We start from the raw sequence: 16131 nt of genomic DNA on the forward strand, positions 1-16131 counted from the left end.
CCATCAGAGATATCCCCCGATCGGAAGGCACGCTAGACATGCTTGATCAACAGCCAGTCAACATGCAGCAGACGGGCACCTCCCCGTGCCGGTGAAGACCGGGCACCGGGAGGCAGGCAGCGCGGGCGGCGGACTGTTACGCCGGCACCGGGACTTCCGGCAGCTGTGGTACGGGGAGACCGCGGGCAAGTTCGGCGTGTCCGTCACGGGTGTGCTGCTGCCGCTGGCCGCAGTCTCCGTGCTGCATGCCGGAACCTTCGCGGTGAGCCTGCTCAACGCCGCGACCTGGCTGCCCTGGCTCGTCATCGGGCTGCCCGCCGGAGTCTGGGTGGACCGGCTGCGCCGCCGCACGGTCATGCTGGTCTGCGACGCCGTCTCGTGCGCCCTGTTCCTGAGCGTCCCGGTTGCCGCATGGTGCGGTGTGCTCGGCATCGGCCAACTGCTGTTGGTCGCCCTGCTGGTGGGCTCGGCGGCCGTCTTCTTCCAGACTGCGTACACCGCCTATCTCCCCACCCTGCTCAGCGCCCCGGACCAGGCCGAGGGGAACGCGAAGCTGCACGGGAGCGCCGCCGCGGCGCAGATCGCCGGTGTGGGATCCGGAGGCCTGATCGCACAGGCCGCCGGTGCGGTCGACGGCATGCTGACGAACGCGGCGACCTTCCTCATCTCCTTCCTGTGCATAGGCCGCATCCGGCACCGCGAGCCGCCGGCAGCGGCCTCCCGGCCAGGACGTCGCGCGCCGCTGCTCGGGGACGTACGGGAGGGGGTGCGGCTGGTCGCCCACGATCCCTATCTGCGCAGCCTCACTCTCTTCGGAGCTGCCTCGAACCTCGCTCTGGGGGGCTGTCAGGCCCTGCTCGTCGTCTTCCTGGTGCGGGACATCGGTCTGTCCTCCGGTGCGGTGGGGGCGCTGGTGGGTCTCGGCGGCGCAGGGGGCGTCCTGGGCGCGCTGCTGGTGCGCCGGGGCGCGGCCCGGCTCGGCACTGCTCGGGCCCTGCTCCTGTTCGAGCTGGGTGTGCCCGCCCTCGCCCCGCTGATGGCGCTCACCCGTGACGGCGCCGGACTGGCGTTCTTCGTCGTCGGCTACGGCGCTGCCGCGCTCGGCGTGGTGGCGGGAAACATCATCAAGGCAGGCTTCATCCAGGGGTATTGCCCCTCCGGTGTCCTCGGCCGGGTGACTGCCTGCTCGGCGTTCCTCAACTACGGAACCCTGCCGCTGGGCGCGCTCCTCGCAGGTGGCCTCGGCACGCTGGTGGGGGTGAGGGCGACGATGTGGCTGCTGACCGCAGGCATGCCGCTGGCGGCGTTGATCCTGGTGTGGTCCCCGATCCGCTCCCGCCGCGACCTGCCCGCGCGCGAGGCCGAACCGAGCTGAACCGGACGACGGCCGTGCCCCTCTTGCGTGCTCGCCAGGGCTCGTCTGGGTTCGTTCCCACCCGTCCACGCCGTGCCGACGGGGCGCCGGCCGCTCCGGACCCGCATCCACGGATGCCCCTTTTGTCCCCTCTCCTTTATGCGACAGGCATGAACACCCTCCCCGAACGCTCTTGGTGCACGCCTTTCCCGATGACAACGTGAAGCGGGTCGGCACGGCCCGAAAATGCGTCCGGCACCCGGGGCCCGGGGCCCGAGCAATTCCGCAGCGCATTTCGGCAGAACGTCGCGTGCTCAGTACGCGGGACGGACCGAGCCGGGTGCGGTGCACCGAGCCGAGTCCGGTGCCGATTCGACGTATCGCACCGATTCCACTTGCCGCGCCGATTCCCCCGGCGGAACCGTCCACCCCTTCCGAATGACGTGAAAGGAATTCCATGCTTTCGCTCTCCGACCCCGCGCAGCACATGCCCCAGCCGTCCGGGACCCGGAACGACACCGGATGGGGGTGACCTCCCCCGGTCAGCGTCCGAGGACAACCGTCAGCAACCACACGAGAGGCAGCGCACAACCATGAGCTCTTCCCGGTCCGCAACCGCGGGACCCCCCGTCTGGACCCTCGAACCCGGTAAGCCGGCGATGGCACACGTCCCCCGCTTCGCCGACGCCGCCGAAGCAGCCGAGTGGCTCGGTTCGGTCCACGCGGAGCTGCGCACGGCACTGCACCGGCACGGTGCGGTCTACCTGCGGGGCCTCCCGGTCCGTGACGTCGAGGACTTCGCGACGGTACGCGACGTCCTGGTGCCCCGCCGCACTCCCTACCGCGAGAAGGCCACCCCCCGCAGCAGCTACGGAAACGACGTCTACTCCTCCACCGACCTCCCGCCCAACCAGCCGATCCGTATGCACAACGAGAACAGCTACACCCTGACCTTCCCCGGTCTGCTGCTGTTCTCCTGCCTGACGGCGCCGGAGGAGGGCGGAGCGACACCGGTCGCCGACTGCCGCGAAGTGCTCCGCCGGATACCCACCCCGCTCGTCGAGCGGATGCGCTCGGCCGGCTGGTTGCTGACCCGCAACTACTCCGATCACATCTCCCTGGACTGGCGCACCGCGTTCGCCGCCGACACCCGGGAGGGGGCCGAGAAGTACTGCGCGGACAACCTCATCTCCTGCGAATGGGACGCCTCGGGCGGACTGCGTACCCGGCAACTGCGGCCCGGGATCATCCGGCATCCGCAGACGGGGGAGGAGGTCTGGTTCAACCACATGGCGTTCTGGAACTCCTGGTCGCTGGACGAGGAGATCCGAGAGGCGCTGCTCGACGAATTCGGGCCGGACGGCCTGCCCTTCGAGACCGGCCTCGGCGACGGCGTGCCGCTGAGCCGCGACGAACTCGACGCCATCAACGCCGCCTACGAGGGCGCGACGGTGCGCGAGACCTGGCAGCCGGGCGATGTGCTGCTCGTCGACAACGTGCTGGCCACCCATGGCCGCGACCCCTTCCGCGGCGACCGTCGCATCGTCGTCGCGATGGGCGAACCCGTCGACCTCGCGGGCTGTCGGCCCACCGTGCCGCCCGCCCCGGGAGAGGAGCGGGCGGCATGACCGAGATCCTCGAAGACCCCCGCCACACCGCACCGGACCACACCGTCGATCTGCTGACCCGCTTCCAGCAGGCCGTCGCGGCGGCCCCGGACCGGATCGCGGTCAGCCATCACGGTGCGCTCACCTTCGCCGAACTCGACCGGCACACCGCCCGGTTGGCGGGAGTGCTGGCCGGCCACGGCGCCGCGCCCGGCCGGCGGATCGGGATCAGCCTGCCCCGGGGCACCGACCTCGTCGTCGCGCTGCTCGCCGTCTGGCGGACCGGCGCCGCTTACGTACCGCTCGACCCCGCATATCCGCAGGAACGCCTGCACGCGATAGTGCGCGACGCGGGCATCGACGTGGTGCTGACCGGCGGAAGCGACGGCCCGGTGTGGCCGGAAGGTGTCCGCACCCTTCCGGTCGCACCCCCTCCGGAGGCCCCGGAGCACACTCCGGCACCGCCCGTACCGGTCTCCGCTGAGACTCCGGCGTACGTCATCTACACCTCCGGCTCCACGGGCGTACCGAAGGGCGTCGAATCCACCCGGGGCGCGGTGGCGGCACTGGTCGCCGGGCTGGAAGAGGCGGGTCTCTACGACCAGCGGCACCGGGTCGTCGCCTGGAACGCCAGCGTCTCCTTCGACGCCTCGGTCCAGCAGTGGGCACGGGTGTGCCGGGGCGACACCGTGGTCGTCCTGGGGGAGGCGGAGCGCACCGACCCGGCCCTGCTACGGGCAGTACTGGACGAGAACGGGGTGCACGACCTCGACCTGACCCCGTCGCACTGGCCCCTGCTCCGCGACGACCTGCTCGTACGCTCCACCGAGGGGCGACCGCTCCGGCTGTTCATGGGCGGCGAGCCGGTACCGGAGGGCACCTGGCGGGAGCTGGCGGCCGCACACGACGCCCGGCGTCTCGAAGCGGTCAATCTCTACGGCCCCACCGAGTGCACGGTGGACGTCACCGCTGCCTGGATCGAGGACTCCGCTCCGCACATCGGACGTCCCCTGCCGCGAGTAAGGTGCCACGTCCTCGACACCGCGCTGCGGCCGGTGCCGTTCGGCGAGGAGGGCGAGCTCTACCTCGCCGGACGGCAGCTGGCCGTCGGCTATGTGAACCGGTCCGCGCTCACCGCCACGCGGTTCGTCGCCGACCCGTTCGCCGCCGACGGCACGCGGATGTACCGCACCGGAGACCTGGTGCGCCGGCGCCCCGACAACTCACTGGAATACCGCGGACGCAGCGACCGTCAGGTCAAACTCCGCGGATACCGCGTGGAGTTGGGCGACATCGAGGCCGCACTGACCACCCATCCGGGCGTGGCGGCCGCCGTGGTCACCCTGCACAGCGGCACGGCCGCGGGCGAACAGCTCGCCGCGTACTACGTCGCGGCGACTGGTGCCGTGGGCGACACGCCTGCCACTGGCACACCCACCCCCGGGACGCTCCGCGCGCATCTGGCCGCCGTCCTGCCGCAGTTCATGCTCCCGACCACCTACCTCGCACTCGACGCGATACCGCTGACCGTGAACGGCAAGGTCGACCTCGCCGCCCTGCCCGCGCCCGAACCGGCCTCGGCGGCCCCGGAGAGCGCTCCGGAGGGCGAGGCCGAGACGCTGATCGCGGCCGTATGGTCCGAGGTCCTCGGCCGTGAGCACATCAGGGCCGACGACGACTTCTTCGCCATGGGCGGCCATTCGCTGATCGCCCTGCGTGTCGTGGCCCGGCTGAAGAAGCAGCTGGGGGTCGCCATGTCGGCCCGCGAGGTCTACCGCCATCCGCGGCTCAGGGACCTGGCGCGGCACGTCGAAAGCCTGCGCACCGGCCGCTGACGGTCCGGCATCCCCCTCCCGCGGCCACCGCGCACCTCCTGCGCCACCGTCACCGAGTCGCCTCCGCGGATACCGCGATCCGCCACCACAGAGACGGCACAGAGACACCAAAGAAGCACCACAGAGCCCCCACACAGACAGGGAGATGGCCACGATGGCCGGACCTCAGGACACCACCGTCATCCCGATCAAACCACCGGACCGCCACACCGTCCGCACGCTCCTCTGCCTGGGCTTCTGCGGCGGCGGCACCGGGCCCTACCATTCCTGGAGCGACAGCCTGCCCGCCGAGGTGGCCCTCTCCGCCATCTGCTACCCCGGCCGGGAGGGGCGCTTCCTGGAGCCGTACGCGGCCGACTGGGAGGAACTCGCCGCGGATGCCACCACCGCCGTGCTCTCCGCGGCCGACGGGCCGTACGTCCTGTTCGGCCACAGCATGGGCGGATGGATGGCCTTCGACGTCGCAGCCCGGATCGAGGATGCGGCCGGCCCGGCACCGGAGGCGCTGGTCGTCTCCTCGTGCAACGCACCCGACCGCGGACTGACTCCACGGGACATGTTCCCCGCGCGCCAGGACACCGACGCCGAGCTGCTGGACTGGATGCGCACCAACGGCCTGATGCCCGAACACGTCTTGGCGGACCCGGGACTCCAGGAGATGGCCGTGGAGCTCATGCGTGCGGACATCCGGGTCCGTGACACCTTCCGCTGCCGGCCGGGGGCCACGGTAGGCGTCCCGGTCCAGATGCTCTCCGCGACGGACGACGACGTCATCGAGCCGGACGCCGGAAACCAGTGGCGCCGGCTCGCGCGCGGTGCGTACCGCCACGATGTGCTGCCCGGCGGGCACTTCTACACCCTGGAGATCTGGCGGCAGCTGCCGGCCTACATCGCACCGCTCACCGCACCGGCATCACCCGCCGCAGTCTGAGCCCGCCGGACGGGGCCCGTCCGCTCCGCCCCACACGGCCATTCCGCACTGCCCCATCGCGCGCACCGCTCCGTCCCACACCGCTCCGTGCCACCTGAAAGGACATTCCCCGTGACGCACACGCACCCCTTCGAAGACGTCGACGGCACCTATCTCGTCCTGGTCAACCAGTACCACCAGCACTCCCTCTGGCCGTCGCACCTTGCACCTCCCCAGGGCTGGACGGTCACCCGGGGCGCCGACGGATATCAGGCCTGCCTCGACCACATCGAGGAGCACTGGCGCGACCTGTCGCCGCAGCCCGCCACCGGCAACTGACCCATCTCCGTCTCCAAGGGAGGAGCACCATGACGCAAGCGCAAAGCCCCGCGGCCGCGGAGCAGACCGACGCCACAGTCCCGTCCGGGGACGGCCCCGGCGGTGCCGGGAGGGGTGAGCGGGGTCCGCGGTCGGTGCGGGAGGAGGTGTTGTGCCGGCTGTTCGCCCAGGTGCTGGGTGTGCCGACGGTGGGGGTGACGGACAACTTCTTCGCCCTGGGCGGCCATTCGCTCAGGGCCGCCCAGCTCCTGAGCCGGATCCGTTCGGTGCTGGGCGTCGAGCTGGGCGTCCGCGAACTGTTCGGTTCGCCGACCGTGGCGGAGCTGGCGGATCTGCTGGCCGATGGTGCCGCGGCCCGGCCGGCGGTGACGGCGCGGGCGCGGCCTGCGGTGGTGCCGCTGTCGTTCGCGCAGCAGCGGCTGTGGTTCCTGGACCGTCTCGAGCGAAGCCCGACCTACCACGCACCGTTCGCCTTCCGGGTGCGGGGCCCGGTGGATGTGGACGCCCTCCAGTCCGCCGTCAACGATGTGGTCGGGCGCCATGAGGCGCTGCGCACGGTCTTCCCCGTCCGCGACGACGAGCCTTTCCAGGAGATCCTGGCACCCGAGCATGCGACGGTGAAGGTGGCGGTGGTGCCGTGTGCCGCCGAGGAGCTGGCCTCCCTCTTCCATGACGCGGCGTTCGCCCCCTTCGACCTGGCGGTCGAACTGCCCTTGCGCGCCTCGCTGTTCACGACCGCTCCCGACGAGCACGTACTGCTCTTGACGTTGCATCACATCGCCAGCGACGGCTGGTCGGAAGCTCCGTTGCTGCGCGATCTGTCGGCCGCTTATCGCGCCCGCCGCAACGGAAGCACGCCGACGTGGCAGGCACTGCCGGTCCAGTACGCGGATTACACGCTGTGGCAGCGTGAGCTTCTGGCGGAGGTGGGTGGGCAGCAGGCGGAATTCTGGGCCGAGGCGCTCCAGGATCTTCCGCAGGAGCTGGCGCTCCCCACCGACCGGCCGCGTCCCCCGCAGCCCACCCACTCCGGCGGCCTCATACGCTTCGAACTGCCCGCCGACCTGCATGGGCGTCTTGAGTCGCTGGCGCGTGAGCAGGGTGCGACGCTGTTCATGGTGCTTCAGGCGGGGTTGGCGGCGCTGTTGACGCGGCTGGGGGCCGGTACGGACATCCCGTTGGGTACCGCGACGGCGGGCCGAACCGATCAGGCGTTGGACGACATCGTCGGGTTCTTCGTCAATACGCTGGTGCTGCGGACGGACACCTCGGGCAATCCGTCGTTCGGTGAGCTGCTCGCCCGGACACGGGAAGGCGATCTGGCGGCGTTCGCGCACCAGGATCTGCCCTTCGAGCAGCTGGTGGAGAGGCTGAATCCGGACCGGAGCACGGCCCGCCACCCCCTCTTCCAGACCATGCTCGTCCTCCAGAACAACGCCGAAGGCACCCTTGACCTCCCCGGCACCACCATCACCCCCCAACCCCTCGACACCGCCCCCTCCAAATTCGACCTCGGCTGGAGCTTCACGGAGGAGCGGGACGCCGACGAACGCCCCCTGGGCATGTCCGGCATCCTCCAGTTCGCCACCGATCTGTTCGACCGCAGCACCGCGGACACGCTGATCCGCCTCCTCATCCGCGTTCTCGACGCCGCAGCGGACGCACCGGACACTGCCATCGGTTCGCTGGAGATCTTCGCGTCGCGGGCAGAGCAGCGGGCATTGCTGGACCGGACGGCCGAACATCGTCTCCCCGCCCGCCGCGCGTCCGAGCCTGACGGTGCCGCGGGTGCCGCAGCTGCCGGTGCGACGTCCGGGAACGGCCCCGACGGTGCCGAGAGGGGGGAGCGGGGGCCGCGGTCGGCGCGGGAGGAGGTGCTGTGTCAGCTGTTCGCCCAGGTGCTGGGTGTGCCGACGGTGGGCGTGACGGACAACTTCTTCGCCCTGGGCGGCCACTCGCTGCTGGCCACTCGACTGCTGAGCCGGATCCGTTCGGTGCTGGGTGTGGAGCTGGGCGTCAGGGAGTTCTTCGGGTCCCCGACGGCCGCAGGGCTGGCGGAACTGCTGGCCGATGGTGCCGCGGCCCGGCCGGCGGTGACGGCGCGGGCGCGGCCTGCGGTGGTGCCGCTGTCGTTCGCGCAGCAGCGGCTGTGGTTCCTGGACCGTCTGGAGCAGAGTCCGACCTATAACGCGCCGTTCGCCTTCCGGGTGCGGGGCCCGGTGGATGTGGACGCCCTCCAGTCCGCCGTCAACGATGTGGTCGGGCGCCATGAGGCGCTGCGCACAGTCTTCCCCGCCCACGACGGCGAACCGCGCCAGCAGCTGCTCGCCCCCGAAGAGGCCGCCGTCGAGGTCACCGTGGTGCCGTGCTCCGCCGACGAGATCTCCGCCCGCTTCCACGCCGCGGCCTTCACGCCCTTCGACCTCGCCGAGGAACTGCCCCTACGGGTCACGCTGTTCACCTTCGCCCCCGACGACCACCTACTCCTGCTGACCCTGCATCACATCGCCAGCGACGGCTGGTCGTTGGTGCCCCTGCTGCGCGATCTGTCCATGGCCTATCGCGCCCGCCTCACCGACAGTGCTCCTGTGTGGGAGGCGCTGGCGGTCCAGTACGCGGATTACACGCTGTGGCAGCGTGAGCTTCTGGCGGACGTGGGCAAGGAGCAGGCCGCATTCTGGGCCGGGACGCTGAGGGACCTTCCGCAGGAACTCGCTCTCCCCACCGACCGGCCGCGTCCGCCCCGGCCCACCCACTCCGGCGGCCTCATACGCTTCGAACTGCCCGCCGACCTGCATGGGCGTCTTGAGTCGCTGGCGCGTGAGCAGGGTGCGACGCTGTTCATGGTGCTTCAGGCGGGGTTGGCGGCGCTGTTGACGCGGCTGGGGGCCGGTACGGACATCCCGTTGGGTACCGCGACGGCGGGCCGAACCGATCAGGCGTTGGACGACATCGTCGGGTTCTTCGTCAATACGCTGGTGCTGCGGACGGACACCTCGGGCAATCCGTCGTTCGGTGAGCTGCTCGCCCGGACACGGGAAGGCGATCTGGCGGCGTTCGCGCACCAGGATCTGCCCTTCGAGCAGCTGGTGGAGAGGCTGAATCCGGACCGGAGCACGGCCCGCCACCCCCTCTTCCAGACCATGCTCGTCCTCCAGAACAACGCCGAAGGCACCCTTGACCTCCCCGGCACCACCATCACCCCCCAACCCCTCGACACCGCCCCCACCAAAGTCGACCTCGACTTCACCTTCACCGAACGGCACGGGGCCGCCGGCAGCCCCGACGGCGTCGACGGCCTGCTGCACTACTCGGCCGACCTGTTCGAACATGCCACCGCCGAGGCCCTGACCCAGCGGCTGCTGCGCCTCCTCACCACCGCCGGCGCCGCCCCGGACACTCCCATCGGAGCGATGGAGCTGCTCTCCCCACAGGAGCGCGTCCGGATCCTCTCCGGGTGGAACGACACCGCCCTTCCGCTGCCGGACGACCGGCCGGTGCACGAGATCTTCGAGGAGCAGGTACGGAACAACCCCGATGCCACGGCGGTGGTCGACGCCAACGGCACCCTGACCTTCCGCGAGCTGAACGCCCGCGCGAACCGACTGGCGTGGCTGTTGATCAGCCAGGGCATCCGGCCGGAACAGCGTGTGGCCACCTTGCTCCCACGGGCCGGCGAGCACATCGTCGCGCTGCTGGCCGCACTCAAAGCGGGCTGCTGCTACGTGCCCATGGACCCGGAGTACCCCGAGGACCGGATCGCCCTGATGCTGGCGGACGCCGCGCCGTCCTTCCTGCTGACCGACACGGAGAACGTGGCCCGGCTCCGGCCGGGGGCCGATCCCTCGCTTGAGGTGCTGGTTCTCGACGACCCTGTCGTACTTCAGTCCCTCAGCCGGTACGCGCCGGTCGACCCGCACCCTGCGGACCGGCCCGTACCGCTGCGCCCGGACCACCTCGCCTACGTCATCTACACCTCGGGTTCGACGGGCCGGCCGAAGGGGGTGGCCGTGGAGCACCGCAATCTCAGCAACCTGTTCCACGCCCACTTCGCGGTGTTCGCGTCACAGGTGGCGGCCGCCGGGGACCACCGGATCCGTGCCCTGGTGACCGGACCGCTGACCTTCGACTCCTCCTGGGAACCGGTCCTGTGGCTGCTGGGCGGCCATGAACTGCACCTCGTGCACGACGAGGTCCGCCGCGACCCGGAGGCGATGGTCGAGTACATCGGCGCCGCGGGCATCGACTACATGGAGATCTCGCCGACGTACTGCCGGCAGCTGATGACGGCGGGCATGCTGTCCGCAGGGCAGCCCTCGCAACCACGCATCGTCGAGCTCGGCGGCGAGGCCGTCGACCAGGCGCTGTGGAGCGAACTCCGCGCCACTTCCGGGACCGAGGGCTTCAACACCTACGGCCCGACGGAGTGCACCGTGTACGTCTCGCACGGCGCGGCGGCGGAACACGAGCGGCCGGTGATCGGCCGGCCGATCGGCAACAACCGCATGTACGTGCTCGACGTGGGCCTGCGGCCTCTGCCCGCCGGGGTGGTCGGCGAGCTGTATCTGGCCGGAGCGGGGACGGCCCGCGGCTACCTGGGCCGGCCGGGGCTGACGGCACAGCGGTTCGTGGCCTGCCCGTTCGGAGAGCCGGGGGAGCGCATGTACCGGACCGGGGACCTGGCGCGCTGGAGCGCCGACGGTGTCCTGGAATACATCGGCCGCACCGACGACCAGGTGAAGGTCCGCGGCTTCCGGATCGAACCCGGCGAGGTGGAGTCGGTGCTCGCCGGACACGACGCGGTCCGCCAGGTGACCGTGATCGTCCGCGAGGACCAGCCGGGGGAGCGCAAGCTGGTCGCCTATGTGGTTCCCACGGAGCAGGGCCGGGCGGACGCCAGGGAGCTGCGCCGCCTCGCCACGGCGTCGCTGCCCCGCCACATGGTGCCGTCGTCCTTCGTGTTCCTGGACGCCCTGCCGCTGACCTCACGCGGAAAGCTCGACCGGCGGATGCTGCCGGCACCGGGGGAGAGGACGGCGGAGCACCGCCGAGGCCCGCGAACGGTACGCGAGGAGCTGTTGTGCGGCCTGTTCGCCGAGGTCCTCGGGGTGCCCGAAGTGGGCATCGACGACGACTTCTTCGCCCTGGGCGGCCACTCGATGCTTGCCACCCGCCTGATCGCCAGGGCGCGTTCGGTGCTCGGCGCCGAGCTGGGCATCAGGACCCTGTTCGATACCCCCACCGTCGCCGGACTCGCCGACCGGCTCTCGCAGGACACGCCCGACGACTCCCTCGCGGTCCTGCTCCCGCTGCGCTCCGTACGCCGGGCGGCCACGCCGTCCCGCACACGGGGCGCCACACCCCCCGAGCCGCTCTTCTGCGTCCACCCGGCGGCCGGAACCAGCTGGGTGTACTCCGGGCTGCTCCGCCACCTGGCACCCGACCAGCCCGTGTACGGCCTCCAGGCACACGGGCTCACCGAGCCCGATGCGGCTCCGGAAAGCATGACGGAGATGGTGGACGCCTACCTCGCGCAGATCAGGTCGGTACAGCCGGACGGCCCCTTCTCGCTCCTCGGCTGGTCCTTCGGCGGGGTGGTAGCCCACGAGATGGCGGTACGGCTCCAGGAGGCCGGGCAGAAGGTCAACTCGCTCGTATTGATGGACAGTTACCCGTCGAGCGCGACCGTCGACGGCCACGACAAGGGAAGGGCGAAGAAGAGCGGATCAGGGACGGACGGGGACGACGCACAGGACGCGGAAGATTTGCGGCAGGCCCTGTTCGACTCCCTCGGGCACCAGGCGGACTCCACGGCCGGCCCGCTCGCCCTGCTCGGGGAACAGGGCCTGGCGGCCATGGTCCGGGTGTTCGCGCGCAACAGCCGCCTCCAGGACGGATTCGTTCCGCGCTCGTTCCGGGGTGATGTGCTGTTCTTCGAGGCCACCGAGGGCTGGCTTCCGGGCATGCAGCGCCCGCAGGCCTGGCGGCCCCACGTGGCGGGCCGGCTCGCCGTCACACCCGTACGTGGCGCGCACGGCGAGCTGACCCGCCCCGAGCAGCTCGCGCAGATCGGCCCGGTGCTGGCCAACTGGTGTGCCGGGCGCAGGAAGTGAGGCCACAGTACGACTGATCGCGTCCCGCCCGGATTCCCAGCGGAGTCCGGGCGGGACGCGGTCAGTGACCGGCCGCGACCCCGGAACCCGTATGGAGTCCGAGAACCCGGTACAGTTCCGCGGCCTTCTCCAGATGCCCCGCCGCTTCCTCGTCCACCTGCTCGGCCCGGACGGCCTGAAGGGACCTGCCGAGAGCCTGGTGACTGCGCGCCATCAGCAGGTGTTCCTGGGCGAGTTGAGCGCCTTGAAGAGCCTGCTGCGCATGGTCGACGGCGGCATCGTTGTCCCCGGTCAGCAGCAGCGCCTCGGCGAGCCGGTACAGGCACTCGGTCTCGTTCCTGGCATGGCCGCTGGTCCGGGTACGTTGCAACACCTGGCGGTAGAGCGCGGCCGCCTCCGCGGGGCGCCCGCCGTACAACAGGGTGTCCGCCTCCGTCGTCATCACCCGGATCAGCCACTTCACGTCATTGCCGCAGGTCAGCAGGGCGGCCAGCTCCCGGCACTGCTCGCGGATCCGGGCCAGGTCCCTCCTGCTGCCGGGGTCCTGGGCCCGGATCTGGAGCAGAAGGGTGCGCCGCCGTGTGACCAGCCCCTGATCGCCGGTGACCAACGCCATCTCCACCGACCGCTCCGCATGGGCGCGGGCCGAGGCGAAGTCGGCGCACATGGCGTCGAGGTGGGCCAGCATCGCATGGGTGAAGAGAACCGTCAGGAAAGGGCGGAGGCCATCGGCTGGTGCGGGAGACTCACCGAAGATCTCCAGCGCCTTCAGCAGATGCGCCCGTGAGCGGTCGAGGCAGTCGAGCGAGGAGTGCTTCTTGAGGATCACCCCGGCCGCGTAATGAGCTGTGCCCACCACGTCCTCGTCGCAGTACGCGACCGCGGACCGCACCAGAGCGGTGGCCGCCGGCGCCAACATCCCGAGGGGCACGGTCTCCTCGAAGCAAGGGGTCAGCATCAGCCCGTCGACGGCGAGCGCCACCGCCTCCGGGTCTCCGCTGCCGGCCGCCTGCTCCGCCACGGCGGCCACGGTGGGCAGCGCTCTCTGTATCCACCGCATCGCCTCCTTGCCGGTCCCCACGTCCTCGCCCGCCGACCGCCGCGGTCGCAGCTCAGCGGTCAGCCGACCGCCCAGCGGCTGGGTCGCCAGGACCGCTCCGGCGACACTGGCACACATGAAGTCGGCGGCGCGGCACACGACTTGGCGGAGTTCCTCGTCGGTCAGCTCCACTCGGGCCGTCGCCCGCGCATACGCCCCGACCAGATCGTGGTAGCGGTAGCGGCCAGGTGCGCGAGTCTCCAGGAGTACCGCGTCGACCAGGGCTTCCAGTACGTCCTCCGCCTCCCGCTCCGGAAGTTCGAGAACCGCGGCGGCGCCCTTCACACCGAACTCGACGCAGTGCGGAAGGGACAATTCCAGAAACGCCCGGGCCCGCTGCGGGGAGAGCTGCGCGTACGACTGCTCGAACACCGCCTCGACCGTCAGCTCACCGACCCGCAGTTCCCCGAGCAGCCTGGCATCGTCGGACATCCGGGACAGCAGCGTGGCGACCGGCCAGGCCGGCCGGAGCGCGAGGCGAGCGCCGATCGCCCGCAGCGCCAACGGCAGATGGCCGCTGGCGGCGGCGAGTGCCGCGACGGCGTCCGGCTCCTCCTCGACCCGCTGGATACCGGCGACCTTGCCGATCAGTTCCACGGAATCGTGGGGTTCGAGGCCCTCCAGCGACACCTTGACGGCGGCCGGCAGCGCCGCCAGCGCACGGGCGGTGACCAGGACCGCGCACTGGTCGGCGCCGGGCAGCAACGGCTCGACCTGGGCGACGCTGGCGGCATTGTCCAGCACCACCAGCACGGCGCGGTCCGACAGCAGGGTGCGGAACAGTGCCGCGCGGTCGCTCACCGAAGCCGGCAGGCGCTCGTGCGGCACGCCCAGTGAGGTCAGGAAACCGGCCAGAACGTCGGCCGGGTCACCAGGAGCGCCGCACGGTGTGCGCAGTTCGGCGTACAACTGGCCGTCGGGGAAGGACCCCATGACCGCGTGCCCGGTGCGCAGGGCCAACGCGGTCTTGCCTACGCCGCCCATCCCTGTGATGACCGCGACGGGGTGCGCGGCGTGCCCGCTGAGCGCGGCGACCAGGGTGCAGACCTCGTCGTGCCGCCCGGTGAAGTCGCACGGTACAGCCGGCAACTGGGCGGGTACCCCCAGTGCGGGGACGGCCGACCGCACCTGCACCTCGGCCGGGACGGCAGCGGTCCTCGCCGTATCAGGAACCGCCAACAGAGTCCGGTCACCCGCCAGCACCGCGGCGTGCAACTCGTCGAGGGCGGGGCCCGTATCGATGCCCATCTCGTCCGCGAGTACCTGGCGGGCGTGATCGTAGGCCAGCAGCGCATCGGCGCTCCGCCCCGACCGGTACAGGGCCAGCATCAGCGCACCGTGCAGCCGCTCCCGGTACGGATAGGCCTCCAGAGCGCACAGGATCTCCGGCACCACCTCCTCATGCCGCCCGCACGCCAGCGACAGCTCCAGGTGGTGCTCCGTCGCCGACGCCCGCTGTTCGGCCAGCGCCCGGCGTTGCTCCTGCGCGTAGGGCCCGGGAAGCCCGGCCAGCGCCGGGCCCTGCCACATACCGAGCGCCCCCTTCAGGACGGACGCGGCGTACGCGGGATCGCCCTGCGCGGCCGCGCGCCGGGCCCGCAGCGTGAGTTGGCCGAACAGCAGAGCGTCGACACGCTCGGCCGGCAGTCGTAGGACATAGCCGTCCGCCATGGTCCCGATGACCGTGGCCCCACCGTCTCCACCTGCCGCGGCGCCACCTTTCCCGCCCGCCGCGTGCGCGCGGTCGAGGTATGTTCGCAGCCGATGGACATAGTTCACGATCACTCGGCGGGCGGAGGCGGGCGGATCGTCGTCGTACAGACCGTCCACCAGCTGATCGATCGTCACCAGGGTCCTCGCACGGAGTGCCAGCGCCGCCATGACGGCCTGTGGCCCCGGCGCTCCGGGCCGTCCGGCCGTTCCGTCAGCCGAAACATATTCGACGGGACCGAGCAGCCGGAGGTGGGCCACTCCGTGTAGTGCGGATAAGTGTGACATTGCTCCTGTATACCAACTAACCGACAGGAAACCGGTGTTGACGCGTCGGGACGCATGAGTAGGGCCAAATACCCACGGAAGTACCGATGCCGCGGCGACTGAGTGAGGGGTGGTGGCGGCGAGCAGGGGACCCGCACGGCATCCGAGCGAAACTTGTTTCAGAAGTCGTAGGGCTTGGTGGTGTTCCAGTTGGTGACGTCGGCGCTGGTCCAGCTGAACTTCGAGGGCACGCCCTTGCCGTCGAAGGTGTCTTGTTCGGTGGCCGGTCCGGTGTCGCCGGTCTGGTCGCGCAGGGCGAGGGAGAAGGTCCCCGATGCGTGGGTGGCCGCGCTGTCGGTGAAGAGGTTCACGGCGGAGTAGACCTTGCCGCCGGGCTTGAGGGTGATGCGGGTGTTACCGCCCGGGGCGTCCTTGGGGGAGAGGCGCAGGACGTTCGAGGTGTCCCCGAGAATGACGGACGGGTACGAAGTGACCCAGCAGGGCTTGGAGTCGGCGTTCCGCGCGGTGATCAGGAGGTGCTCGCCCTGCTGTTTCGGGAAGCGGTGCAGTACGGAGTAGGAGATCTCGTCGCCGTGACACTGGCGAGTGTCCGTGGAGCCGACGGTGATCACCTTGCCGGAGCCGGCCTGCGAGCCGGAAGCGGAAGCGCCGTGTCCGGTGGCAGTGATCGCCTGCGCCCCCGTCCCCTTGCCGCCGCCCGTTTCCGAGGTCTTGTCCGAGGCCTTCGAGTCGTCGGCCGTGCTGCCGCTCCGGCTCGTGCCGGCCTTCGCGCCGGCGGCGCTGTCCGAGCCGCCGCAGGCGGTCAGGGTCAGGGCCAGTGCGGCGGCGGTGGCGGCCAGGACGGTGGTGCTGATTCGCGATGTGCGCATGCTGAGG

Annotated in this window: 8 protein-coding genes; 6 read left to right on the forward strand and 2 right to left on the reverse strand. The window is 70.9% G+C overall.

Features of this window, described 5'->3' with window-relative positions:
- Positions 1 to 85: 85 nt before the first annotated feature.
- From NUT86_RS40130 to NUT86_RS40155, 6 genes are all read left to right on the forward strand, one after another.
- Positions 86 to 1375 carry an MFS transporter gene (locus NUT86_RS40130; RefSeq protein ID WP_274740294.1) on the forward strand — a complete coding sequence of 430 codons (1290 nt, stop codon included), beginning with the start codon at positions 86 to 88 and terminating at the stop codon, positions 1373 to 1375.
- A gap of 638 nt (positions 1376 to 2013) precedes the next feature.
- Positions 2014 to 2982 (forward strand): TauD/TfdA family dioxygenase, encoded by a 969-nt coding sequence (locus tag NUT86_RS40135; protein ID WP_274740296.1) that lies wholly within the window; start codon positions 2014 to 2016, stop codon positions 2980 to 2982.
- Positions 2979 to 4796: a non-ribosomal peptide synthetase gene (locus tag NUT86_RS40140; protein ID WP_274740298.1), complete on the forward strand. Its 1818-nt coding sequence runs from the start codon at positions 2979 to 2981 to the stop codon at positions 4794 to 4796. Before NUT86_RS40135 ends, NUT86_RS40140 begins: the two co-directional genes overlap by 4 nt.
- A gap of 154 nt (positions 4797 to 4950) precedes the next feature.
- Positions 4951 to 5727 carry a thioesterase II family protein gene (locus NUT86_RS40145; RefSeq protein WP_274740300.1) on the forward strand — a complete coding sequence of 259 codons (777 nt, stop codon included), beginning with the start codon at positions 4951 to 4953 and terminating at the stop codon, positions 5725 to 5727.
- Between the two features lie 111 nt (positions 5728 to 5838).
- On the forward strand, positions 5839 to 6045 hold the full coding sequence (locus NUT86_RS40150) for an MbtH family protein (RefSeq protein WP_109886511.1): 207 nt from the start codon (positions 5839 to 5841) through the stop codon (positions 6043 to 6045).
- A 29-nt stretch (positions 6046 to 6074) separates the two neighbouring features.
- Positions 6075 to 12158, forward strand: coding sequence for a non-ribosomal peptide synthetase (locus NUT86_RS40155; protein ID WP_274740302.1), 6084 nt, complete (start codon positions 6075 to 6077; stop codon positions 12156 to 12158).
- Between the two features lie 61 nt (positions 12159 to 12219).
- On the opposite strand, the gene NUT86_RS40160 is transcribed toward NUT86_RS40155, so the two are convergent.
- Together NUT86_RS40160 and NUT86_RS40165 are read right to left on the reverse strand one after the other, a co-directional pair.
- Complete coding sequence (locus NUT86_RS40160; RefSeq protein WP_274740304.1) at positions 12220 to 15105, reverse strand: AfsR/SARP family transcriptional regulator; 2886 nt, start codon at positions 15103 to 15105, stop codon at positions 12220 to 12222.
- A gap of 308 nt (positions 15106 to 15413) precedes the next feature.
- Positions 15414 to 16124: a DUF4232 domain-containing protein gene (locus NUT86_RS40165; protein WP_274740306.1), complete on the reverse strand. Its 711-nt coding sequence runs from the start codon at positions 16122 to 16124 to the stop codon at positions 15414 to 15416.
- Positions 16125 to 16131: the final 7 nt, after the last annotated feature.

The organism is Streptomyces sp. G7(2002) (assembly GCF_028870195.1).
In the GTDB taxonomy this organism is placed as follows: Bacteria; Actinomycetota; Actinomycetes; order Streptomycetales; family Streptomycetaceae; genus Streptomyces; species Streptomyces nigrescens.

Excerpts from the sequence above, each read along its gene's own strand:
- NUT86_RS40135 (WP_274740296.1), top strand. The coding sequence starts at position 2,014 with ATGGCACACGTCCCCCGCTTCGCCGACGCCGCCGAAGCAGCCGAGTGG.
- NUT86_RS40140 (WP_274740298.1), top strand. The coding sequence starts at position 2,979 with ATGACCGAGATCCTCGAAGACCCCCGCCACACCGCACCGGACCACACC.
- NUT86_RS40145 (WP_274740300.1), top strand. The coding sequence starts at position 4,951 with ATGGCCGGACCTCAGGACACCACCGTCATCCCGATCAAACCACCGGAC.
- NUT86_RS40155 (WP_274740302.1), top strand. The coding sequence starts at position 6,075 with ATGACGCAAGCGCAAAGCCCCGCGGCCGCGGAGCAGACCGACGCCACA.
- NUT86_RS40165 (WP_274740306.1), bottom strand. The coding sequence starts at position 16,124 with ATGCGCACATCGCGAATCAGCACCACCGTCCTGGCCGCCACCGCCGCC.